The following is a 21,000-nucleotide window of genomic DNA, read 5'->3' on the forward strand; positions in this document are numbered from 1 at the left end:
GCGTTTTACCACTCAGGTACTGATATTTTTCATATTCCAGAATGCGCCGTGTTCTGGAAGAATGTGGCATAGCAACTGGTGCTGGGCATGTTCGATATCATTATTCTTCAGCGACTCGATAATCTCTTTGTGCTGAACAAACGAGCGCAACATATGTGATTCGCTGTTGCCAAGATGGTTTCGAACTGTTGCCATACGGGCCGAAATCAAATCGTAGGATTCTTGAAAGTAACGGTTATCACACAATGAAATCATGATCTGGTGATACTCGTTATCAAGGTTCAAATACTCAAAAGTGCTTCCCGAATTAATGCACAACTCCATCTTATCGAGAATAAAGCACATCTCCTGGATAAGCTGCTTGGGGTTCTTTTGGAATGAAAGCTTCAACCCCTGAGATTCTATATGGTAGCGGAACTCAAGCAGCTCATGGAACTCTTCAGCCGTAAAGTGAAACACAAAGGTGCCACTTTTCGGTTTTACTTGAACCAGACCTTCGCTTTGCAGACGTTTAATTGCGTCTCGGATCGGTGCTTTGGTCGCATTCAAACGGTTTGCGAGCACAGTTTCCGATATCTTCATGCCCATCGGTAGTGTACCGACAACAATCATGTCTCTGATTCGACGGTAAATTATGTCTTTGAGAAGGTCTTGTTTCATAAAAGCTCACTATCAATGAAACGGGCAACCTATCGTTGCCCGTATTGAGTACTGCGTGATTATACCAGTTACTTGTTATTCTTTCCAAAAGCAATCAATAGCTTATAGAAGAATTGACGGTAGGAACAAAGACAGCTGCGGTATAAAAGTCACCATCATCAACATCACCACCATTGCCAGCAAGAAAGGCAAGATAGATTTCACCAACTCCTCCAAACTAACGTTAGCAACCCCGGTGGCAACAAACAGGTTAGCCCCTAGTGGCGGCGTACAGAAACCAATCGCCAAGTTGACTGTCATTATTACCCCAAAGTGCACCGGGTCAATCCCCATTGTTTGCACGATAGGTAGCAGGATCGGCGTTAGGATAATAATCGAAGCGATTGTTTCCATAAACATACCAACAATCAACAGCATAATGTTAATCAGCAGCAATACCAGCAATGGGTTTTCTGACACGGTTGTAATGAAGTTAGCCACTTCCATCGGAACCCGCTCAAGGGTAAGCAAGCGGCCAAACGAAGACGCCATTACAACCATGACAAGCACTGTCGCCGAAGTCAGGCCAGCCTTTAAAAAGACACCGTTTAAATCTGATATTTTCAGGTCGCGATAAATAAACAGGCTAACAAACAAGGCATAGACAACAGCAACCCCTGCGGCCTCAGTCGGAGTGAAAATCCCCCCGTAAATACCACCAAGGATGATCACCGGTACAATCAATGCCCAAATAGAATGTTGGCGCCAACCACCTTGCTGTTCTTTTTGGCTCCCCTCAATGGCTTGCACCATCTTTTGAGAAACACGGCTAGCCGGCGAAAGGTTATTGTTAATGGTCATCTTAGCCACCAGCATATAACCAAGACCAAACATCAAGCCCGGAATAATCCCAGCCAGGAACAACTTACCAATCGACTGGTTGGCAGTAACACCATAAATGATGAGCGGGATGGAAGGTGGGATCATCACCCCAGTAATTCCAGCAGCTGCAGTCAATGCCGCCGAGAAAGGCCGCTTATACCCCACCCGCTCCATCTCGGGGATCATATTCGAACCAATCGCCGCAACGGTGGCAGGAGAGGAGCCCGAAATGGCCGCAAAAAACATACTCGCCAGTACATTCACATATGCCAAACCTGCTTTGAAATGGCCGACCAAGCTATAGGCTGCGCCAACAATACGGGTCGATAGGCCACCGCGCTGCATCACTTCGCCCGCCAGAACAAACAACGGGATTGCCACCAGTGGGAATGAGTTCCCCCCCATCACCGCGCTTTTTGCAAGCAAAGTGATATTGGGTGTGCCCGGCAAGTATTCCAAGACAATAAGCGACGAAACCCCAAGACAAATGGCCACCGGTGCCCCGAGTAAGACCAGCAATAAGAAGACCCCGAATAAGGTAGTTGAAACCATTTTAATTCCCTCCCTGCTGCTGCATTTGGCCAGTCGATATTGTTTCCTCTGATTTCTGTTCAGTTGCTTGTTGTTTGGTAGCAAACATATCTCGAATATCTTCAAGGAGGTTTTGTGCCAAACGGAAGGCACTCAGCAATGCCCCTGCCGGCAGCGAAGCGTAAAGCCATTGCATGCTGACCCGGGTTTCTGTCAACGGCCAATACAGCACGATGGATGACTGGCGAGCGATAATCGGGCTCATGATTTGATCCCAACCGTAGATGAACAATTTAACCATGCACCAAAGTACGACTAAATTGACCAGCAGACTGATCACCCTCTGCACTGTCTGCGGCAAAATATTCACCAGTGCCGTCACCGAAATATGTTTTCGGGTTTTAAAGCCGTAACTCACCCCAATCCAGATAAACCAAATAAAACACCAGCGAACGAATTCTTCACTCCAAGGAATAGAGTTACTGAATAGGTAGCGCATCACCACCTGTAAAAAAATCCAAAAAACAATATTAGCCAGTAAGAAATTAATCAGCCAAGCTTCCAGGTTTGTGTTGATAGCTCTCAACCATTTCATTTTTGTTCTCCTGGCTTGGCAGCCACCGCGCTGCCAAGCCGCATCACATTACTGCGGCAAGCTGTTGATCAGCTCAGGCTCAACCATCTTGAAGTACTTTTCGCGGATAGGCGCTGTTACATCCTGGAAGGCACCAACCTGTTCTGGCGTTAGCTGGGTAATTTTCACTCCCGCTGCCTTCATTGCAGCCAGTTGTAATTGCTCCTCATCGGCAATGACTTGCTGCTGATAATCAATGGCGCGAGACAATGCCGACTCCACCAAGGCGCGGTCTTCATCTGAAAGGTTGTAATAGAAGTCAGGGTTTGCCAGCACCATATGGGTCGAATATACGTGGCCTGAAAGCGTCAGGTTGCTCTGGACCTCATAGAAGCGTGACGAGTAAATGTGCCCGAGCGGGTTTTCCTGTGCATCCACTACACCTTGCTGCAGGGCCGAATAAACTTCATTGAACGACATCGGTGTCGGGTTGGCACCCATCGACTTGAAGGCATCCATGTGAGCTTCCACCTGCATGGTGCGGATCTTCACGCCACGTAAGTCATTCGGCTCAGTGACTGTTTTGTTGCTGGTGATGTTACGGATGCCATTTTCCATCCAGCCCACACCTTTAATGCCAAAGTCATCCATCTTGGCTAGCAACTTGTTGCCAAAGTCACCGTTGAGTGCTTCCAAAGCCGCTTCACGGTTAGCGAAAGTGTAAGGAAGGCCCGGCACGGTAAAAGCAGGGTCCCAACCGGCCATGACTTCTACTACCGGTGCCGTCATATCAACGATGCCAGCCTGCACCGCTTCTGTCAGCTCGCGGTCTCCTCCCACCTGGCCGTTGGGGTAAATGTCGACAGTAATTTCGTTGTTCGATTCTTGCTCCACGATTTCTTTGAATTTTACCCACGCTTTATGCATGTGGTAGGTATCCGCCGCGCCATGCCCCACACGAATAGTGGTTTCGGCATAAGCCTGAGCACTGATTCCCGCCAGGGCAAGAGAGAGGGTAAGACATAGGGTACTTTTTCTCATCAGTCGATCCTTTTGACATTTTAGTTTTCGAGGTCATTGTTGTTCAATTTTTATATTACAACAAGTGATCACGGTCTTATTTCGCCCAATTCGGGTGGTTTTTATCTGTTTTTTATTGCATCTCGTCACATTTTTTAACCAATAAGCTTGTCTTTTATCGGATACAGAAACAAGAATAAATCAAAACTAACATGTCAGATTTAAGGATGAGACAATGAAAAAGGTCGTTGTAATAGAACCTGGATACCTGCACTACCAAGAAGAAGAACGAGTGCTAAAAGCCCACAACGCGCACTTCACCGCATTACCTATCGGTACAGACAAAGCCGTTGTAATGAAAGAAATTGCAGATGCAGATGCCGTGATGGTTCGCGAAGCGCTAGTTGATGCCGAAATGATTGAGGTGATGGCGAAATGTAAGGTCATCGTCCGCTACGGGGTAGGCGTTGACAACATTGACCTAAAGGCAGCAAAAGCAAAGGGAATATATGTCGCGAACGTACCGGACTACGGTTCAGAAGATGTGGCTGAGCATGCTGTCGCCCTTATGCTGGCTGCAACACGCCGTATCCCAACTCGCGATGCTGATGTCCGCCAAGGAAAATGGGGGATGGGACAAAGCGAACCTATGTTCCGCCTAGGAGGCAAGGTACTCGGTGTGGTTGGCTTTGGTCGCATTGCCCGCAGCTTTGCCGAAAAAGCATCGGGCCTTGGCTTTAAATCAGTGTTGGTTTCAGACCCGGCACTGACACCGGAACAAGCCAAAGAAGCAGGTGTGGTCAGCGTGAGCTTAGAAACCCTGTGTCAGGAGGCAGATTTCATCTCCCTGCATGCACCGTTAAACCAGCATACCCGCCACATGATCAATGCCGACGTTCTGGCGACCATGAAGCCAAGCGCCATTTTGGTAAACACCGGGCGCGGCGGTTTGGTGGATGAAACCGCCCTGTACCACGCATTGAAAGAAAACCAGATTTTTGCTGCAGGTATCGATGTATTCGAACAAGAACCTGTTGCCCACGACCACCCATTGTTGTCGCTGCCAAATGCGATTTGTACCGACCACACCGCGTGGTTCACCGAAGAATCCGTTATTGAACTCCAGCACAAAGGTGCCAAAGAAGTCCTTCGCGTCTTCGACGGACAGGCACCACAAAACTGGGTTAACCGTTAATTAATTTCACTATTTCAAACTTTATTCAAACAGGACAAGACTATGTTTAGCAAAGATATCATCGAAGGTTACCGCTCTATTTTCTCAACAGCTTCTATCGCAGATGCCTGTGATCAAATTATTGGCGAAACGACGTTCCTTCCATTTGAGATCAAAAACCGTATCAACGAAAAGAAAATCGTTGGTCCAGCAGTAACCATTCTTGAAGACATTGCTGAAGAAAACCTTCCTCCACAGCACGCACTGGATGCTATCGACGAATCTGAAGAAGGTTCGGTCATCGTGATTTCTGGCTGTGCAGCACTAGAGACTGTTGCAGTATGGGGTGGCCTGATGACAGCTGGCGCGGTAGCCAACAAGCACGAAGGGGCAGTATTGAACGGTGGTTTACGCGACTTGGCTGAAATCCGCCGCGACTACGACTTCCCAGTTTACGCAAAAACAGTTTCACCGGGGACAACACTGGGTCGCTTTAAAACGGTTAGCTCTAACAAACCTGTGACCATCGGCGAAGTCACTATCTACCCGGGCGACTTGATCATCGGTGATATCGACGGCGTGGTATGTGTACCGAAAGACAAGGTATTGGACGTACTGGAAGTTGCAAAGTCAATCGACGACCGCGAACTGGAGCAAGCCCGTCTAATTATTCAATCTGGTTCACTCCGTGAAGGCCTAGCGAAATACGGCCGCATCTAATTCACACCCCGTATCAATCACAGGCGGCGCAAGCCGCCTGAACAAGGACAAATATTATGAGCATCGACATTCTTTCTTTTGGTGAACCACTTTTTGAGTTCAGCCAACTGCCGGATCAGCAAGGCCCTATTTCTTACCTGAGTGGTTTCGGTGGCGACACTTCCAACTTCGCAGTCAGTGCCTCACGGCAGGGCGCCAAAGTTGCCATGCTCGCACACCTAGGTAATGATGTTTTCGGTGATCAGTTCGTTGATTTATGGCAGCAGGAAGGCGTCGATACCCAATGGGTTGAGCGTCACCCAGATGCCCCAACGGGAATCTACTTCATCAGCCACGACGAGCGTGGCCATCACTTTACCTTTTACCGAAAAGGTTCAGCGGCATCATTGGTCAACCCAGAGAAACTTCCAGAGCAAGCTATTGCCCAAGCCAAACTCCTCCATACTTCGGCAATCACACATGCTATCAGCGACAGCTCCAGTGATGCCGTTTTCAAGGCAATTGAAATTGCCAAAGAGAACAATACTCTTGTTTCTTTCGATACCAACCTTCGCCTGAAGTTATGGCCGCTATCACGAGCCCGCGCAGTGATCCATGAAACCGCCCGCCTGGTTGATTTCTGTATGCCGAGCCTTGATGAAGCCCGTATGCTGACAGGGCTTGAAGATGCCAACGCAGTTGCCGACTTCTACCTAAACCTAGGGGCAAAGAATGTAATCCTCAAAATGGGTGCTGACGGTGCTATGGTCGCAACCGCTGATCGCCGTTTCACCACCGGTGGCCACAAGGTCAATACTGTTGACGCAACAGGTGCTGGCGACTGTTTCTCGGGTGCATTCCTGAGCCAAGTCGTCAAGGACAAGTCTTTGGAAGATGCTCTATTTTACGCCAACTCCGCAGCAGCACTTACAACCACTGGCTATGGAGCCGTTGCTCCGATCCCAACCCAAGCCCAGGTAGAAGCCTTCATCGCAGAGGTTAAATAGCATGGACAACGCACGACAGATCCTCGAAGAGATGAAAGTCGTCCCAGTTATCCAAATAGACCGGCTGGAAGACGCTGCTCCACTTGCCAAGGCACTGGTTGATAATGGCTTGCCGATTGCCGAAGTTACTCTACGTAGCCCGGTCGCCCTTGACGCTATTCGTGTCATGAGCCAGCAGTATCCTAATTTATTAGTTATTGCAGGTACCGTTACCTCGCCCAAACAAGCGCAACAGGCTGTCGATGCTGGCGCACATATGGTGGTTTCCCCGGGCTTTAACCCGATAACCGTGAAGTACTGTGTCGAGAACGACATTGACATTATTCCCGGTGTCGCAACACCCGGTGAGATGGAGCAGGCAATGAACTTTGCCTTGAATACGCTGAAGTTTTTCCCTGCCGAAGCCAACGGTGGCGTAAAGACCCTCAAGGCCATTGCAGCGCCATACCAACAACTAAAATTCATGCCAACAGGAGGGGTGAATCCAGAAAATCTCCACAACTACCTTGCCCAGCCAAACGTTATCTGTTGCGGCGGCTCTTGGATGATCGATAAATCCCTGATTGCCCAAGGCAAATGGGACGAACTCGGTCAACTCATCCGCTCGGCAGTATCAACAGCTGCAGCATAATTTCAAAGCGAAGATAACTAACTATTACCCAAGCCGGCACCATGCCGGCTTTTTTCTATAGAAAGAATTTTATTTTGAGCCAGATCCCAGCACCGCAGCACCAAACAAACTTCACTTTGTTTGACCTAAATCGCCTTCTGGATAAGTCACTAACTTTCAAGCCATAAGAGTATGGTTTTGCAAACACTCATATGCAAAAATAAGAGTATTGATATGTTATGTGAATGAGTGGCTTGAAAAAGCAAGCTAAGTTGGGCGTTTAACATAACAACCATAATGTCTACCGGATTGCTTAATGGTGGATATGCGAAACAAGATCGCAGAATAAAATGTTAGCTTTCGTGTCGAACTTATCAGATATCGTAAAATTATAGGTTAAAAATGGATAAGAAATTTCAGATTTTCGTTAGCTCTACTTACGAAGATTTAAAGGTTGAGCGTGATCAAGTTATCAAAGCCATTTTGGAAATGGGACATATTCCTGTTGGGATGGAAATGTTTAGTGCAGCAGATGAAGAGCAGTGGAAAATAATCCAGAGGCAGATCGATGAGTCGGATTACTATGTAATTATCGCTGCTCATAAGTATGGTTCTGTTACAGCTGACGGGATTAGCTATACAGAAAAAGAATACGATTATGCAGTGAGTAAATCTGTTCCTGTTCTTGGTTTTGTACTTGCTGACACTGCAAGTTGGTCTGCTGACAAAATGGAAACAGCTCCCGAGAGAAGACAATCGCTGGAATTGTTCAAGTCTAAAATAAAAAGTCGCCTTGTGGATTTTTGGAGTTCCAAAGATGAACTCCATGCTAAGGTTTCCATAGCTTTGATGAAATCTATGCAAACTACACCAAGAGTCGGTTGGGTTCGCTCTGACACAGTATCTAATTCGCCAGAGTTAGTTAAAGAGTTAACAAGGCTTAGTCAAGAAAATGCAGGGTTAAGAGAGCAAGTAAAAGAGTTAGAACAACAAGATATAAGTCGAAAAGCCGAAGAAACACAAAGTGAAAAAACGTTTGAAATTCTTCGGAAAAATAAAGCAAAAATTTACATTTTTGAAAATGGAGCTACAGACTGGAGTGAACCTAAAGACGGAACTTTACTCGGCATTTTTCAAGCAATTGCACCTAATTTGATGGTAGAGAACACGCCAGAGAAAATAGGTGGTGATATTGCTTTGTATTATGGCGTGGTAAATGTGAGGGCATATGCTCCAGTTCCAACAAATCATGTTAGCCACTGGTTGGCAGATTTGTCAGCATTAAACTTAATAAAACCAAGCGATAAGAAACATCCTGTAAGTGATAAAAATGACTATTGGTCATTATCCTTTGAGGGTGAAAATTTAATTAGAGAGTTACGTAGAATTCAACTTGAAAAGGGCTTAATCGATCAAGAATCTCCAGAAAACACGGGAGAAAAAGAAAGCTAACAATCTGTTCAAGAGTGATTCGCAACGCTTGGCATTTTTGCTATGCGTTGCGTTTAGTGTTTAAGGTGGTATGCGGTGGCTTTGGTATTGCGTTGCTCACACCTTAACAGGGCGTTATAACGATTTGGAAGTTGGGTGCAATGTCTGAAATGCATGAGTATTCAAAAGTTAAAATTGCTCTAGAATATTTAGAAGCTGCCGTTGATGAATACGACCTACATAGTCGCTACTTCACTTCAATGAATTTAGCCTGTGTTTCTGAGGAGCTTCTAGGAAAATTTGTAAGGGTGCTTACTGGAAAACCCGATAGACACTCCGAGTCTGTTGATAATTTATTAAAAATCCAAGAGAAGATTGACTTTGGTTTTAACGATAGGAAAAAGCTACAAAAGCTTCTACTTAACGGTAAAAATACAATAAAGCATATGGATAACGCAGCTGACAGTATGGCTAAACTCTATTATCCAATAGAGGTTGAAGCTTTTTGGGCAATAGAGTGTGCTGTTGAGAATATAAAGCTTTTAGACATTCCTATTCCTGATGAGGTGCAAGCTTTCTTAGATAGTTACGAAAGGCCAGTGTAAAAGCGTTATAACAATTTAATAGTGATTCAGCACGCTTGGCATTTTTGGCTTTGGTTAAGTTAAGTGATTACAGTGTTCAAGTTGAGTGTTGTGGAAGCGTGCTTCACACCTTAATTGGGCGTTAGCCCCCCATTTAATTAACAAGGATGATTTATGGAAATTCCTGAGTTTTGGACCAATGTAATAGCCTCTCTGGTTGCAAGTATTATTTTTACTGGTATTGGAGCAATACTATTAAAGCACTGGAAGGGGTTAGCTATCGGTATTGGGGCATTAGCATTTATCGCTGGCGCTGGAACGCTGGTAATTTGGGGGATAAATTCTGCGGTAGATAGTTACAATGAGTCAAGAGAGGTCGCCTATTTGCAAGAAAAGGTGGATCGCTTTATTAAGGGTAACTATAAATATCAATACGACGAAGGGTGGCGAGCTAATGTACACAAAATATCGCCACGTTTAGTCATGGCTTTAAGCTATCCAGAGCAAGTTAAAGCTCATAAAACTCCTCACCCTTTCTATAATCATGATTTTCAATTTGAAATAAGCGAAATGTTAAAAGATGAGGGCTACTCAAATAGACCTTTTTGGGTGTTTGAAGTCAGGCCAATAAGCGAAGAAGAGTACAATAAAATTCTTGAACAAACTAAGGGCTAACAAGGCGGTCAAACTGACGGCTATTCCGTCGCTTGTTTATGTGGCGGTCGCTACGCTGCCACAACACAATCAACTACATAGCCGCAGCTTACCGCGGCGTTAAATGCTGCAGGGAGGTATCGTGGAAATATTTAATAATAGAGAATTAGCTATAGCTCTTTGGGTTGTGGCTATTTCATTTTATGTTATAAAATCCCCAAAAATGAAGGATGTTAGAAAATCATTTAAACGTGTTATAGAAGCCTTTTTTGTGAAAAATATAATGTCTGTGCTATCGCTGATGATTATTTATATGGGCACGATTGTCTATATGTTATCCGAGATGGGCTTATGGAATGTAGAGCAAGTAAAGAACACATTGTTTTGGGGGGCTTCTGTTGGTTTGATGTCACTCTTTAAACTTGAGACGATTAAAACTGACGAGAATTTTTTTAAGCATTCAGTAGTTGGTAATCTGAAGTTACTAGCAATTATTCAGTTTGTGGTTAGTGTCTATAGTTTTCCGTTGTTGGCGGAGGTAGTTTTAGTTCCCTTATTAGCATTTATTGGTGCGATGTTAGCAATAGCTGGTACTGACAAAAAATATGTTGTGGTTAAACGGTTGCTTGAATACCTACTGTCTACTTTTGGCTTATTTGTGATTGGCTATACTATATATATGTTAATTACAAATTTTGGCGAAATTGCAAAAGAGAAAACGTTGTATGATTTTATTGTTCCACCATTATTAACACTGTTTTACCTTCCTTTTATTTTTATAATGATGGTCTATACAACTTACGAGCAAGTCTCTGTCAGATTAAGGTATTCAATCAAAAGCAATTGGCTTAGATACACTACTTTGACTTGTGCATTTTTGTTGTTTAACTGCCGTACTAGGTTATTAGAAAGGTGGTCTAGTCATGTGGCAAGAAATAATATCAACTCATGTGGCGATATGTTTAAAACATTTGCACATATACATAAAGTAAGACGTGCTGAAAAACATCCTCTGGACATCTCTCCTGAAGATGGTTGGTCGCCATATGAAGCCAAAGAGTATCTATCACACAAAGGGTTGAAAACAGGTTTTTATAATAATCAATACGGTAATGAATGGGTTGCATTATCACCGATGCATGAGCTTGGAGATGGGTTAATTCCTGATAATATTGCGTATTACGTTGAAGGTTCACAGGATGTAGCAATAACATTAAAGTTAAAACTGAATATCAACGACAAAAGTAGGGAAGTAATAGCGCTGAATGAGTTATCAGAGATGGCAGAGTTATTATGTCAATCTAGCTTAAAATTACCTCTTTCCGATAATATGAAGAATGCAATTATGTGTGCTGAAAACTTGATTGAGGTTTACGGAAATAAGCAGGTGTCATTAATCACGGATGAGTGGCCAGATCATGTGTTATCTGGTTACGATGTTAAATTTGTAGTTTCCAGCATTTAACAAAAACATCAAGGTGACGCATTACACTCGGCGGTTTTGGTGTGGAGTACGGTATGCTTGGCTAGTTCACCGTAGCGCACCTTATGTTAGGCGTTATAAATCTAAGCAAAAAATAGGTTTTGCTTGAGGGCTTGTTACAGTGTAGCGGCATTGATTTGATGCCCCGTCTAGTAATACGGGGGGAAAGTTTAAGGGGTCGTCATGCCCTACAGCTCGTAACGATGTTTAGCTTTCAAATGAATAAGCCCCTTAATTGGGGCTTTTTTGTAGCTAACGTTAGTTAGCCTTAAATGCGTCGTACAGCTCTGGCCAAGACATCATTTTAAGTTCAGCGTCACCATACGCAAAGACACTCTTCACAGGGATTAAGGTGCCAAATCTAATGAATTTATCTCTATCTATAGCTTGAAACAATCGACTGTAGAACGCTATTGCATCTAATGGGATTAGTATACCAATGGAGCGTTCCTGTATCTCATTTCGTCCTGTTTCTTTTAGTAGCTCACCGAAAATCTTGTGTACTGAGTTGTGAGCATCTTTTGAATCATTACTTTTAGCTTCAATAGCCCATCGTTGACCACTATGTGAGACATATTCTATGTCAGCAAATTTTTTAGCTTTACAGTTACTATTGATTAAAGTTTGTATTCGATAATCAGCGTCCTCTATACGTGACAATGAACTAATGAAACCATCAATCAAGTCTTGTTCTGGACTTCGATTAGCCACAAACCTCTCCCTTTAGTCTAGTGTTTTGATCTGCGTTAACTGCTTTACTTAACAGGTGTAAATTAGTAAAACGTAAAGTATTCGATTACTTCACCGCCAAGGTGTTGTATGTAAATACCTTCTTTGTCACTTTGATGTACATCTCTATCAGTTAATAACTCAAATTCTTCTTCTGATAAAATGTCCATACTATAGCTCCAATTGGCATCTGGGCAGCTCAGAATAGTATTGACTGCTACTGTTCCTTCGTCGTTATAAAACCTCTCGATATATACATTTTCTTGTCCTGGAATGTTGAATCCAACGTGTGTTTTTTTCATTCTTAATCTCCTATCATCAACCTACAGAAATAGAAAGCCTGAGTCATTCATCTTTAAGAGGTAAAGTACTGAAATTTAGAAATATAAATTGTGATAGAATCGTGATATGTTGAATTTTTCTTCACTCACAACCTTCTCTAAAAAATTATTTTTAAATCGACATCAGGCTCTAGGTAGCCGATTAAGCATCCTTGCTGTTCTGATGATGGCGGCCTTCATTTCTCTATCGTTCTCGGCACTGATTTGTAGAAGTGCATTCCCTGTTACGATCCTGTCTGGGGTTAAACTCCATCCGTTCGGCGTCACCAGCTCCCCTTGTTTGATTTGCCACCCTCTCCAGTCGTCATTAATCGCTGCAAGATCTCTACATGAATAAAGCTTCATCAGGCGTCTACACTCCGGTGGTATCTTATGACCTGAATCCCAGCGTGTGACGGTTCTCACAGATTTGAAACATAGTTCAGCTACCCTTTCTTTACTCAGCCCACAGACAAACTTTCGGAAAATGTAGTTTTCGGTCAACTTACTAGCCATAGCGCTTATTTATTCAATTCATCGTTACGCAACTGATGGAATAATAATTTCTCTAACACATTGATGTTTCGAGTTAATTAACAAGAATGACATTCCCTATATTTAACATAACGTTCCCATCAAGCGCACTAAGAGTTCAATATCATCACTCAGATATAGTTATGAAAACTATGGAAATAACAGCCTATTAAACCTTATTGGAAATTACTCACACGGATCTTATAAAGAGCAAAGTTAAATAAACTTACCAACTGAAATACCTATTAATATTTCATCTGCGGCTCAGATGAATGTAAGCCATTAAAATACTACGTACTCATATCCTTGCAGAATAATACTTATGAAGGTATTTAAAGCTCTTTACCTAATATCAATACTATTTTTATTTGGCTGTGCGTCTGGCTCTTCCATTGTTGTCGGTGAAGTTCGTCCACCAATTGACCCGAGCAAAGTGCGTTTGTACTTAGAAATACCGACAAACTATGAGCCAATAGCCATTGTTAATGCTTCCAGTGACGCTGGTTTTACGGAACAAGGTTCAGTGAACTACGCTGTTCAAGAACTAAAGAATCAAGCAGCAAGAATTGGGGCAAATGGAATTATTCTTGATTCAACAGGGACTAGAAACTCTGTGATGCTAGGTGGGCAAGGAACTGATTATCAATATCTGATTCCTGTCTCTGCACAAACAGTAAGTGGAACAGCTATTTATATTGAGCCTAAAAGTTAAAGTCATCTAAAGCCCTCGCCTAGAGGGCTTTACCCCGCTACCGTGCACGTAAAATCCTTCCTCTCCAATCGTCATTAATCGCAGCAAAATCTCTACACAAGTAGAGCTATTTTATAGGCGGCTTTTTCATTCTTCATTGCTACATTTAATGTGCCGTGCAGTGAAAATAGGAACGTTTAAATGAAGTCCCTTCTAACTATCAGCCTAATTTTTCTTTGTTTGTCCCCATTGGCTTTCGGCGCAGATCCGTCCCCAGCCGCGAGCGAGATTGTTCAAAATGCTAAAGAAGAGTGCGCCCGCTTTGAGAATGGCGAATTCCACGCAACAGAACAGGCCATCTCACACCATGACTTTACCGGTGATGGCCAACCAGAAGAAATCGTGGACGCATCGCAGTTCTCCTGCTCAACGTCGGCTTCCATGTGGGGTGGTTCTGGTGGCACATTCTTATGGGTCGTTGTGGAGGGAAAACCCTATGAATTTCTTGCCAATAGATGGAAAACGATAGATTTTGACGGGCAATCAGTACTCATACTTGCCGTACATTCTTCTGAATGCAGCGATACTATTGGTCCCTGCTTTCGGGCGCTAGTTTGGCGCGATGGTTTCAGGACGACACGCTGAGTTATAGGGTTGACAGTACGGGCATCAATCACGGAAAGCAGATAAATAACAAGGTATTATGTGTATTCATCAGCCTATGAATACAAGGAAAGGGATTTGGGTCAGTACTTTGATAGCATGGCTAACAATTGGGATACATGCCCAGTTAAGGTTGAGCGCGCTGAAATAACAGCAGTAAAAATCAAAGAGATTCATTTTGAATCTAATCGTAGCATTGTTGATTTTGGCAGTGGCACTGGTCTATTGGGCTTTCAGCTCAAGGATACGTTTGAACATGTTCACCTCGCGGATGCATCAGAAAAAATGCTTCAAGTTGCTCAGGCCAAAATAGCTGAAGCAAATATCGATAACATTGAAACCCATCAAATTGAACGGCTGTCTGAATTACCATCTAAACATTCTGCGATAGCAACATTGATGACACTTCATCACATTCCTGATGTAGATGAATTCTTCACTGACGCTTATGGTGCCCTTGAAGATGAAGGCATTTTGATCGTTGCCGACTTGTATGAAGACGATGGCTCATTTCATAAACATAACCCGAGCTTTGATGGCCACAATGGCTTTAATGTTTCAGCATTATCAGCTATCGCGGAGAACGCAGGTTTTAGCGTTCAGCATGTAGAGCAGTATTATGAAATCTGGCAGGAAAACTTCGATGGTGTCGAAGTAGCGTATCCACTGTTTCTGTTCGTCGTGAAGAAACCCAAGGAAACAACGGCATAGTGTAGCCGTTGTTAATGTCTCTAATAACGCCGCATTGCCGCTGTCCAAAGGTATAGCTATTGGTTGGTTACAGCTAAACCGCCAAAGCCCTTATCGCCTCACCCACAGACAGAAACTGAATCTTGGTTATACAGACTTCTGCTTTTGAGAACTCGTGGGCCTGAATAAGATCGGTAACCTCCAAGACAGAGAGTGGGTTACCGAATGACTCATAGGTATATGCTCCCGCTTGAACCTCACGGACCTTGTAGCCTTGCCCCTGACTATCTATCAGGTAATCGTCATCACTCCAGATGAATGACTCGAACTCAGCGAAGAGGCTCGCTTCTTAGGCGAGATAAAGCAGTTCATCATCGCCTTCGAGTTTGAATATACAGGGCCATTGAATCATTGGTTTTCTCTTTGGGTATACGGTTAGAGGTAATAATCACTTATGTAATTGGATTTAATAGAGGCACTTTGCCAAAAATCTCTCCTGAGCGGGCTTTATTTTCAATATCATAAGCCTCTTCACTAGATTGAACTAATGCGTATTGATACTCAAGGTGCTCATGTATGTAGGCTTTTGTCAGCTCATCCAATTTTAACTCTCCTGAAGCAAAACGCGGTAAGTCAGATTGCTTCAAGCTTGGTATAACTAACCTGTTTGCTACATAGACACAAAACTGGTCGCCGCTTAAACGACCTGATGCATGGCTTTGAATACGTGTAATAAGACCAAACTTAGCTTTGTGTAAATTTTTCTCAATCTGACGACCTGACATCCCGCAATAAACCAACTTATCCTCATGCCAGATTGCATACACACCTGCTGCAACTGCTGGGATGCCAGATTTAGACCATTCAGCAAACTTATATCTTTTCGAGAACATTTATTCCTTACTCTTACATCTCATGAAGCTCTAAAAAAGCCAATGCTAACATTACCTTTTCCATGAATATAAACGCGAAACCCCAACATGATCTTGAAAAGACTCCTCTACCCAAACAAGCTCTTGGCAATCTCTTCTTTTTGCTTGGCTGTTCGTGCTAGGTGCTTTTCCAGAAAATTGGCGGCATCAGCCAGTTTGCCGGTTTCAATGAGCTCAAGTAAACGAAGGTGCTCTTCACACTCTTGCCTTGGGATCGGCCTTTTGCCATTGACGTTATATTCGACCAAGCGACGTAGGCGATTGACCCGCTTGAGGGCATCGAGCAAGAAGACGTTACCGGACATGTTCACCAAAGACTCATGGAACAAGACACCAGCATTGAACATTTCTGCAGCCGATACCAGTTTCTCGTCGTTATTGAGAATATCGATCTGCGACATCCGAAGCATTTGGATAACCGTTTGGTCGATGGTAAACCCCGGATCACGCAAGGCTTCGGGCTCAATCAACTGGCGGAAGCGGTAGCTTTGAGCATAAGCGGTAGGAGATGAAATAAACTCGTTGAATTCCCAGCCGTAGCCAATATTGCGCTTGAGCCAGCCATCCTTTTCCATAGCAATTAAAGCTTCTTGGATCGCTTTGCGACTCAATTCATAACGGCTGATCAACTCATTTTCGGTAAAGCTTCTGCTGAGCTTTCCGGCAAGGTAATCCTGACCAATGTTGTAGCAAATCGGCGCAAGGTAGGTCTGCTCTATTTCTGTTACCGCAATAGATGGCGTCGCTTTGGTTTCAGGTACTTTGGCGAGGAAGAACCCCTGATTGGGCTTTTTGACGAGGAAGCCAGTATCTTGCAGAAAAGCAAAAGCATTTCGGATAGGCGAACGGGATACCTTGAGCACCTTGGAGAACTCAACTTCCTTGATGTGCGAACCGACTTCAAGCCCGTTATCGGCTATATGTTCAAGTACTCGGTTGGCTAATATTTCTGCTGACGTTGCACGTTTTCCGTTGGCTGCTACTTCCATAAAACTGTCACTCTTGCTTCGGCATTGGCTGCCTTGTTATTCATTATCTTGTTTTTTAATAAGGATTTAGGTGGTTTGAGCTAATGCGTAATCTATAGATATTTGCTCACCTTATTCAACAGTATCACTTAAAAATTGCACTTTGTGAACAAATTGTATTTTGTTGCGATTTTGTTGTTTTAAATGTGTTTCCAGTCACACTATTCAAAATACAATACCGCGCACTTATCTGCTTTTTGCCATTACCCTCTCACCTCACACAATACATAAGCCATTAAATTAAATATATTTTATTTCAAAACCCAGCCTTTCATCTCGCAGCTAAAGCCTAGTTAACAGAGTGTTGACTTTCCGTTACCGATAAACCAATAATGTTTTTAGTGTTTACAAAATACAATTTAAACAACCACTGAAAACAAAAGAGCAGCCATGACAGAAGCCAAGATAAAAGTTGCCTTAATCCATGCCGTCGATATCGCGATAGCACCGATCAAGAGCGCATTTCAGAATGACTGGCCTGAAGCCGAAGTTGTCCACCTGTGGGATGAAACCTTGAGTATTGAGCGAGCTAAAGAAGCCTCTCTAACACCGTTCCTGTTCGAACGGGTTGCCAGCCTCTATGAACTTGCCAAAAACAGCGGTGTTGATGCGGTGATGTTTACCTGCTCGGCCTTTGGCGAAGCGATCGAAGTGATTGCCAAAGATGCGGATATCCCGGTGCTGAAGCCTAATCAGGCAATGTTTGATGAGGCGCTAACCATGGGTAAACCCGTTACCCTACTAGGTTCTTTCGAACCGGCGATGGCTGGCATGGCGCAAGAGTTCTTCGATGCTGCCCTAGTCGCTAATAATCAGGCTCATGATCAGGCTAACAATCCGGCTGGTTATCCCACCGAGTTGCATCAAGTGTGTGTACCCGAAGCACGTAGTGCACTGCAGCAAAACGATATTGAAGGTCATAACCAACTGATGCTTCAGGCGGCCCAATCACAGGTACAAGTCGATGTGATCATGCTGGCCCACTTCTCTTCTTCCGTAGCCAAATCCTTACTGGAAACGGAAACACGTAAAACCGTGCTGTCGAGTCCAGAGTGCGCAGTCCGGTATTTGAAACGCACGTTAACGTCTTAACCCAATGTGACGACTGTTACCCACTATAAAGCGAGAGGAAACAATGAAATTACTAGTATTACCAGGGGATGGTATTGGCCCGGAAATCACAGAAGCGGCAGTGAAAGTACTGCGCGCGACAGATGCAAAGTTCGAACTTGGTTTGGCGTATGACTTCGATGACGTCGGCTTTGATAGCCTCGCCAAGCACGGAACAACCCTGCGCCAAGAAACCTTGGACAAAGCCAAAACCTACGACGGCATAATCCTTGGCACTCAGTCTCACGCCGATTATCCAAAACCAGAGCAAGGCGGCCGTAATGTCTCTGCCGGTTTCCGTATCGGGCTGGATCTGTATGCCAATGTCCGCCCTGCCCGTTCCCGCTCATTCCTGCCAACCAATATGAGCGAAGGCAAGAGCATCGACTTGGTGATCATGCGTGAGGCAACCGAAGGCTTCTACCCCGACCGCAACATGACCGAAGGCTGGGGCGAAGTAAAAACCTCGCCAGATATGGCTTTATCCATTCGAAAAATTACCCGCCATTGCTCGGAGCGTATCGCCCGTAAAGCGTTTGAACTGGCGATGATCCGCAACAAGAAAGTCACCGCGATTCACAAGGCAAACAGCTTCCACATGACCGATGGCCTGTTTTTGGAAGCAGTGAATGAGATCGCCAAGGAGTTCCCGGAAGTCGAAGTCGACGATCTTCTGGTCGATGCATCTACCGCTCATCTGGTCCGTTCGCCAGAGCGCTTTGATGTACTGGTTGCTACCAACTTCTATGGCGACATCATCAGTGATTTGGCCAGCGAACTGTCGGGCAGTTTGGGCCTTGCCGGCTCAATGATGGCCAGTGACGAACAATGTTGTGCTCAGGCACAGCACGGCTCAGCCCCTGATATCGCAGGTAAAGATATCGCTAATCCAACCTCGATGATCCTGTCTGTGGCGATGTTGATTGAGTGGATGGGCCAAAAACACCAACGCGAAGACTTGCTGAAAGCGTCCAAGGCGATGACAGCAGCGGTCGATGCGGCGTTGGAAAACCCGAACTACCGCACAGCTGATCTTGGTGGCTCTCTGGGCTGTCAGGCATTTAGCGATGCGGTGATTGACCAACTTGGCAAGAGTTAGTCAATCAGGCTGAGTGGAGAAGTACAGCTTAATTAATACAACGATGAAATAAGTAAAGTACCCAACCAATATAAAAAGGAACATCTTATGTCTTTACTCAAAAAATTCGCAGCCGTCCCCGTTATGGCTGCGGTTTTGGCATCACCACTGAGTTTTGCAAAGGATCTGGATTATCCAACCAAAAGACTGAACTACACCATTGCCTTTGGTCCCGGTGGTGGTAACGACTTAATGTCGCGCACGGTTGTCGACATTCTTAAGAAATACAAACTATACGGCAAGAACATCCGTGTCGATAATCTGGCTGGCGGCAGCGGCGCGGTCGGCTTCAACTATGTAGCCCAACAGTCGGGTAACCCATACCACCTGACCTCGACCAGCGGTAACTTCCTTGGCACGCCGTTGGTTTCGAATACCGGCTGGACCTATGAGGACTTCACGCCAATTGGTCTGTTAGCACAAGATGCCATGTTTATCGTAGTACGCACTGACTCGCCGTTTGAGTCTGCCAAGGACTTTGTTGAGTATGCCAAAAACAACCGTATCACCATTGGTGGCACCGGCGCAGCAGGTCCTGAGCGCGTGGTGGCAAGCTTGTTTGCCGAGACTGCCGGATTCACCTTCGACTATGTGCCATCACAAGACGGTGGCGGTATGGTCACTTCGCTAACCTCGAAAAGTGTCGATGCTATCGCGGCGAACCCGTCTGAAGTCTCAGGTCAGATCAAAGCCGGTAACTTCCGTCCGCTAGCCTACTCGGAAGCCCAGCGCAGTACGGTTTACAAAGATGTACCGACCTTCAAAGAGCAAGGCTATGACTTTGCCTTCTCCCTGCCACGCGGTGTCGTGATGCCAAACGACTTGGATGAAGACATCCAGCAATGGTGGGTAGAAACCATGAAGAAAGTGGTTGAGACCCCTGAGTGGAAGGAATACCTAACCACCAACAGCCTGTCAGGCAACACGGTATGGGGCGATGATTTTGCTAAAAATCTTGCCGCAACCAACGCCGACTTCAAGCGGGTTCTCACAAACATTGGTGCCATTAAGTAATCGGGCAGGCTGTGCGGCAACATGCCGCACAGCCAAGGAGTTGTTATGCGTTTTTGGTTTTCAGTCAGCACCTTTTTATTTTCCGTCGGGTTTACCCTTTACGGCTTACAAACCCTCGATATTTATGACTTTAACAACCGTCCTGGGGCTGGATATTTCCCCCTCATCATTGGCGTGGGGTTAGTCATTACGACCGGTATTAATGTTTATAAGGATATCCAAGCTCTTAAGCTGCAAAGAGAGCAGCAAAGGGAACAGCAGCAAGTCCAACACGAGCAGGCTGCCCCCACTGACGAACAGGCACATTACCAAAAGGATGCCTTGGTCGTTGCAGTGTGTATCGCGCTACTCATTTTTAGCATCAGCACGCTCGGTGCGATTGTCTCTATGGTGGTCTTTTGTCTGGCTTTCTTGTCTTATTTTAATCGTGGCAAGCATATCCAGAACATCAGCTACTCCATCGTATTCCCGTTATGTGTGTACTTACTTTTTGACGTGTGGTTGCAGGCAGGATTACCGGATGGATTCTTCCGTCACTTCTATTAATCACAAGGGATTGTGTCATGTTCTTTGCTGAAATAATTGATAATTTATCATTTGGTTTGTCGGTTGCTTTCACTCCGACCAACATGCTTTTCCTACTCATCGGTGCCTTTGTCGGCATGGTAGTAGGCTTGTTCCCGGGCTTCGGGCCTGCTGCAGGGATCGCGATTTTGATCCCGATGACTTTCGGCCTTAACCCAACCACGGCGATCATCATGCTGTCGGGGATCTATTACGGATCGATGTATGGTGGCACCATCACCTCGATCCTCATCAACACGCCGGGGGAATCGGCCACCGTGGCCTCGACGCTTGACGGC

The 21,000-nt window shown here is 44.8% G+C and carries 25 protein-coding genes and 1 pseudogene; 16 read left to right on the forward strand and 10 right to left on the reverse strand.

Annotated elements, in window-relative coordinates:
* Nucleotides 1-12 precede the first annotated feature (12 nt).
* From C9J01_RS24260 to C9J01_RS24275, 4 genes are all read right to left on the reverse strand, one after another.
* Nucleotides 13-660: a GntR family transcriptional regulator gene (locus C9J01_RS24260; protein WP_107300698.1), complete on the reverse strand. Its 648-nt coding sequence runs from the start codon at nucleotides 658-660 to the stop codon at nucleotides 13-15.
* 102 nt (nucleotides 661-762) lie between these two features.
* Entirely contained in the window at nucleotides 763-2,073 is a 1,311-nt protein-coding gene (locus C9J01_RS24265; protein ID WP_107300699.1) for a TRAP transporter large permease, read from the reverse strand.
* Nucleotide 2,074: 1 nt separating this feature from the next.
* Nucleotides 2,075-2,647: a TRAP transporter small permease gene (locus tag C9J01_RS24270; RefSeq protein WP_107300700.1), complete on the reverse strand. Its 573-nt coding sequence runs from the start codon at nucleotides 2,645-2,647 to the stop codon at nucleotides 2,075-2,077.
* A gap of 48 nt (nucleotides 2,648-2,695) precedes the next feature.
* Nucleotides 2,696-3,667 carry a TRAP transporter substrate-binding protein gene (locus C9J01_RS24275; RefSeq protein WP_107300701.1) on the reverse strand — a complete coding sequence of 324 codons (972 nt, stop codon included), beginning with the start codon at nucleotides 3,665-3,667 and terminating at the stop codon, nucleotides 2,696-2,698.
* Nucleotides 3,668-3,881: 214 nt separating this feature from the next.
* Between C9J01_RS24275 and C9J01_RS24280 the strand changes: the two genes are divergently transcribed.
* The 8 genes from C9J01_RS24280 (at nucleotide 3,882) to C9J01_RS24320 (ending at nucleotide 11,270) form a co-directional block, all read left to right on the forward strand.
* A complete protein-coding gene (locus C9J01_RS24280; protein WP_107300702.1) occupies nucleotides 3,882-4,841 on the forward strand; it encodes a C-terminal binding protein in 960 nt (319 codons plus the stop codon).
* A gap of 42 nt (nucleotides 4,842-4,883) precedes the next feature.
* Nucleotides 4,884-5,540: an RraA family protein gene (locus tag C9J01_RS24285; RefSeq protein WP_107300703.1), complete on the forward strand. Its 657-nt coding sequence runs from the start codon at nucleotides 4,884-4,886 to the stop codon at nucleotides 5,538-5,540.
* Between the two features lie 56 nt (nucleotides 5,541-5,596).
* On the forward strand, nucleotides 5,597-6,526 hold the full coding sequence (locus C9J01_RS24290; protein WP_107300704.1) for a sugar kinase: 930 nt from the start codon (nucleotides 5,597-5,599) through the stop codon (nucleotides 6,524-6,526).
* 1 nt (nucleotide 6,527) lies between these two features.
* The gene (locus tag C9J01_RS24295) at nucleotides 6,528-7,157 is read left to right on the forward strand and encodes a bifunctional 4-hydroxy-2-oxoglutarate aldolase/2-dehydro-3-deoxy-phosphogluconate aldolase (RefSeq protein WP_107300705.1); all 630 of its coding nucleotides are present in this window, start codon (nucleotides 6,528-6,530) and stop codon (nucleotides 7,155-7,157) included.
* Nucleotides 7,158-7,538: 381 nt separating this feature from the next.
* Entirely contained in the window at nucleotides 7,539-8,588 is a 1,050-nt protein-coding gene (locus tag C9J01_RS24300; protein ID WP_107300706.1) for a DUF4062 domain-containing protein, read from the forward strand.
* A gap of 140 nt (nucleotides 8,589-8,728) precedes the next feature.
* Nucleotides 8,729-9,172, forward strand: coding sequence for a hypothetical protein (locus tag C9J01_RS24310; protein WP_107300708.1), 444 nt, complete (start codon nucleotides 8,729-8,731; stop codon nucleotides 9,170-9,172).
* Nucleotides 9,173-9,325: 153 nt separating this feature from the next.
* Entirely contained in the window at nucleotides 9,326-9,826 is a 501-nt protein-coding gene (locus C9J01_RS24315) for a hypothetical protein (protein WP_107300709.1), read from the forward strand.
* Nucleotides 9,827-9,947: 121 nt separating this feature from the next.
* Nucleotides 9,948-11,270, forward strand: coding sequence for a hypothetical protein (locus C9J01_RS24320; protein WP_107300710.1), 1,323 nt, complete (start codon nucleotides 9,948-9,950; stop codon nucleotides 11,268-11,270).
* A gap of 276 nt (nucleotides 11,271-11,546) precedes the next feature.
* Here the strand turns inward: C9J01_RS24320 and C9J01_RS24325 are convergent, their stop codons facing one another.
* The 3 genes from C9J01_RS24325 to C9J01_RS30135 form a co-directional block, all read right to left on the reverse strand.
* Complete coding sequence (locus tag C9J01_RS24325) at nucleotides 11,547-11,999, reverse strand: hypothetical protein (RefSeq protein WP_107300711.1); 453 nt, start codon at nucleotides 11,997-11,999, stop codon at nucleotides 11,547-11,549.
* Nucleotides 12,000-12,061: 62 nt separating this feature from the next.
* The gene (locus C9J01_RS24330; protein WP_107300712.1) at nucleotides 12,062-12,319 is read right to left on the reverse strand and encodes a hypothetical protein; all 258 of its coding nucleotides are present in this window, start codon (nucleotides 12,317-12,319) and stop codon (nucleotides 12,062-12,064) included.
* Between the two features lie 162 nt (nucleotides 12,320-12,481).
* Nucleotides 12,482-12,853 carry a DUF3653 domain-containing protein gene (locus C9J01_RS30135; RefSeq protein WP_107300713.1) on the reverse strand — a complete coding sequence of 124 codons (372 nt, stop codon included), beginning with the start codon at nucleotides 12,851-12,853 and terminating at the stop codon, nucleotides 12,482-12,484.
* Between the two features lie 340 nt (nucleotides 12,854-13,193).
* Here C9J01_RS30135 and C9J01_RS24340 point away from each other — a divergent pair, with 340 nt between their 5' ends.
* The 3 genes from C9J01_RS24340 to C9J01_RS24350 all read left to right on the forward strand — a co-directional run bounded on the left by C9J01_RS24340 (nucleotide 13,194) and on the right by C9J01_RS24350 (nucleotide 14,936).
* Nucleotides 13,194-13,583 carry a hypothetical protein gene (locus C9J01_RS24340; RefSeq protein ID WP_107300714.1) on the forward strand — a complete coding sequence of 130 codons (390 nt, stop codon included), beginning with the start codon at nucleotides 13,194-13,196 and terminating at the stop codon, nucleotides 13,581-13,583.
* A gap of 180 nt (nucleotides 13,584-13,763) precedes the next feature.
* Nucleotides 13,764-14,207, forward strand: coding sequence for a hypothetical protein (locus C9J01_RS24345; protein WP_107300715.1), 444 nt, complete (start codon nucleotides 13,764-13,766; stop codon nucleotides 14,205-14,207).
* A 96-nt stretch (nucleotides 14,208-14,303) separates the two neighbouring features.
* The gene (locus tag C9J01_RS24350; RefSeq protein WP_107300716.1) at nucleotides 14,304-14,936 is read left to right on the forward strand and encodes a class I SAM-dependent DNA methyltransferase; all 633 of its coding nucleotides are present in this window, start codon (nucleotides 14,304-14,306) and stop codon (nucleotides 14,934-14,936) included.
* Nucleotides 14,937-15,009: 73 nt separating this feature from the next.
* On the opposite strand, the pseudogene C9J01_RS24355 reads toward C9J01_RS24350, so the two are convergent.
* The 3 genes and pseudogenes from C9J01_RS24355 to C9J01_RS24365 form a co-directional block, all read right to left on the reverse strand.
* Nucleotides 15,010-15,237 (reverse strand): annotated as a pseudogene (locus C9J01_RS24355) (DUF4144 family protein); the annotation flags it as partial.
* A gap of 130 nt (nucleotides 15,238-15,367) precedes the next feature.
* Nucleotides 15,368-15,808 carry a hypothetical protein gene (locus C9J01_RS24360; RefSeq protein WP_107300717.1) on the reverse strand — a complete coding sequence of 147 codons (441 nt, stop codon included), beginning with the start codon at nucleotides 15,806-15,808 and terminating at the stop codon, nucleotides 15,368-15,370.
* A 107-nt stretch (nucleotides 15,809-15,915) separates the two neighbouring features.
* A complete protein-coding gene (locus tag C9J01_RS24365; RefSeq protein WP_107300718.1) occupies nucleotides 15,916-16,836 on the reverse strand; it encodes a GntR family transcriptional regulator in 921 nt (306 codons plus the stop codon).
* A 429-nt stretch (nucleotides 16,837-17,265) separates the two neighbouring features.
* Between C9J01_RS24365 and C9J01_RS24370 the strand changes: the two genes are divergently transcribed.
* The 5 genes from C9J01_RS24370 to C9J01_RS24390 all read left to right on the forward strand — a co-directional run.
* Nucleotides 17,266-17,967, forward strand: coding sequence for an aspartate/glutamate racemase family protein (locus C9J01_RS24370; RefSeq protein WP_107300719.1), 702 nt, complete (start codon nucleotides 17,266-17,268; stop codon nucleotides 17,965-17,967).
* A gap of 43 nt (nucleotides 17,968-18,010) precedes the next feature.
* Nucleotides 18,011-19,084, forward strand: coding sequence for an isocitrate/isopropylmalate dehydrogenase family protein (locus tag C9J01_RS24375; protein WP_107300720.1), 1,074 nt, complete (start codon nucleotides 18,011-18,013; stop codon nucleotides 19,082-19,084).
* A gap of 87 nt (nucleotides 19,085-19,171) precedes the next feature.
* Nucleotides 19,172-20,137: a tripartite tricarboxylate transporter substrate binding protein gene (locus C9J01_RS24380; RefSeq protein WP_107300721.1), complete on the forward strand. Its 966-nt coding sequence runs from the start codon at nucleotides 19,172-19,174 to the stop codon at nucleotides 20,135-20,137.
* A 45-nt stretch (nucleotides 20,138-20,182) separates the two neighbouring features.
* On the forward strand, nucleotides 20,183-20,683 hold the full coding sequence (locus C9J01_RS24385; RefSeq protein WP_158264596.1) for a tripartite tricarboxylate transporter TctB family protein: 501 nt from the start codon (nucleotides 20,183-20,185) through the stop codon (nucleotides 20,681-20,683).
* A 17-nt stretch (nucleotides 20,684-20,700) separates the two neighbouring features.
* On the forward strand, nucleotides 20,701-21,000 hold a 300-nt coding region (locus C9J01_RS24390), incomplete at its 3' end, for a tripartite tricarboxylate transporter permease (protein ID WP_201797865.1).

The sequence above is a fragment of the Photobacterium rosenbergii genome, from assembly GCF_003026455.1.
GTDB classification, from domain to species: domain Bacteria; phylum Pseudomonadota; class Gammaproteobacteria; order Enterobacterales; family Vibrionaceae; genus Photobacterium; species Photobacterium rosenbergii.

What these genes read in the sequence shown, in the direction of transcription:
- C9J01_RS24330 (WP_107300712.1), bottom strand. Translation starts at nt 12,319, where the DNA reads ATGAAAAAAACACACGTTGGATTCAACATTCCAGGACAAGAAAATGTA.
- C9J01_RS24290 (WP_107300704.1), top strand. Translation starts at nt 5,597, where the DNA reads ATGAGCATCGACATTCTTTCTTTTGGTGAACCACTTTTTGAGTTCAGC.
- C9J01_RS24260 (WP_107300698.1), bottom strand. Translation starts at nt 660, where the DNA reads ATGAAACAAGACCTTCTCAAAGACATAATTTACCGTCGAATCAGAGAC.
- C9J01_RS24280 (WP_107300702.1), top strand. Translation starts at nt 3,882, where the DNA reads ATGAAAAAGGTCGTTGTAATAGAACCTGGATACCTGCACTACCAAGAA.
- C9J01_RS24340 (WP_107300714.1), top strand. Translation starts at nt 13,194, where the DNA reads ATGAAGGTATTTAAAGCTCTTTACCTAATATCAATACTATTTTTATTT.
- C9J01_RS24265 (WP_107300699.1), bottom strand. Translation starts at nt 2,073, where the DNA reads ATGGTTTCAACTACCTTATTCGGGGTCTTCTTATTGCTGGTCTTACTC.
- C9J01_RS24285 (WP_107300703.1), top strand. Translation starts at nt 4,884, where the DNA reads ATGTTTAGCAAAGATATCATCGAAGGTTACCGCTCTATTTTCTCAACA.
- C9J01_RS24310 (WP_107300708.1), top strand. Translation starts at nt 8,729, where the DNA reads ATGTCTGAAATGCATGAGTATTCAAAAGTTAAAATTGCTCTAGAATAT.
- C9J01_RS24300 (WP_107300706.1), top strand. Translation starts at nt 7,539, where the DNA reads ATGGATAAGAAATTTCAGATTTTCGTTAGCTCTACTTACGAAGATTTA.
- C9J01_RS24370 (WP_107300719.1), top strand. Translation starts at nt 17,266, where the DNA reads ATGACAGAAGCCAAGATAAAAGTTGCCTTAATCCATGCCGTCGATATC.
- C9J01_RS24270 (WP_107300700.1), bottom strand. Translation starts at nt 2,647, where the DNA reads ATGAAATGGTTGAGAGCTATCAACACAAACCTGGAAGCTTGGCTGATT.
- C9J01_RS30135 (WP_107300713.1), bottom strand. Translation starts at nt 12,853, where the DNA reads ATGGCTAGTAAGTTGACCGAAAACTACATTTTCCGAAAGTTTGTCTGT.
- C9J01_RS24385 (WP_158264596.1), top strand. Translation starts at nt 20,183, where the DNA reads ATGCGTTTTTGGTTTTCAGTCAGCACCTTTTTATTTTCCGTCGGGTTT.
- C9J01_RS24380 (WP_107300721.1), top strand. Translation starts at nt 19,172, where the DNA reads ATGTCTTTACTCAAAAAATTCGCAGCCGTCCCCGTTATGGCTGCGGTT.
- C9J01_RS24365 (WP_107300718.1), bottom strand. Translation starts at nt 16,836, where the DNA reads ATGGAAGTAGCAGCCAACGGAAAACGTGCAACGTCAGCAGAAATATTA.
- C9J01_RS24375 (WP_107300720.1), top strand. Translation starts at nt 18,011, where the DNA reads ATGAAATTACTAGTATTACCAGGGGATGGTATTGGCCCGGAAATCACA.
- C9J01_RS24345 (WP_107300715.1), top strand. Translation starts at nt 13,764, where the DNA reads ATGAAGTCCCTTCTAACTATCAGCCTAATTTTTCTTTGTTTGTCCCCA.
- C9J01_RS24315 (WP_107300709.1), top strand. Translation starts at nt 9,326, where the DNA reads ATGGAAATTCCTGAGTTTTGGACCAATGTAATAGCCTCTCTGGTTGCA.
- C9J01_RS24275 (WP_107300701.1), bottom strand. Translation starts at nt 3,667, where the DNA reads ATGAGAAAAAGTACCCTATGTCTTACCCTCTCTCTTGCCCTGGCGGGA.
- C9J01_RS24360 (WP_107300717.1), bottom strand. Translation starts at nt 15,808, where the DNA reads ATGTTCTCGAAAAGATATAAGTTTGCTGAATGGTCTAAATCTGGCATC.
- C9J01_RS24295 (WP_107300705.1), top strand. Translation starts at nt 6,528, where the DNA reads ATGGACAACGCACGACAGATCCTCGAAGAGATGAAAGTCGTCCCAGTT.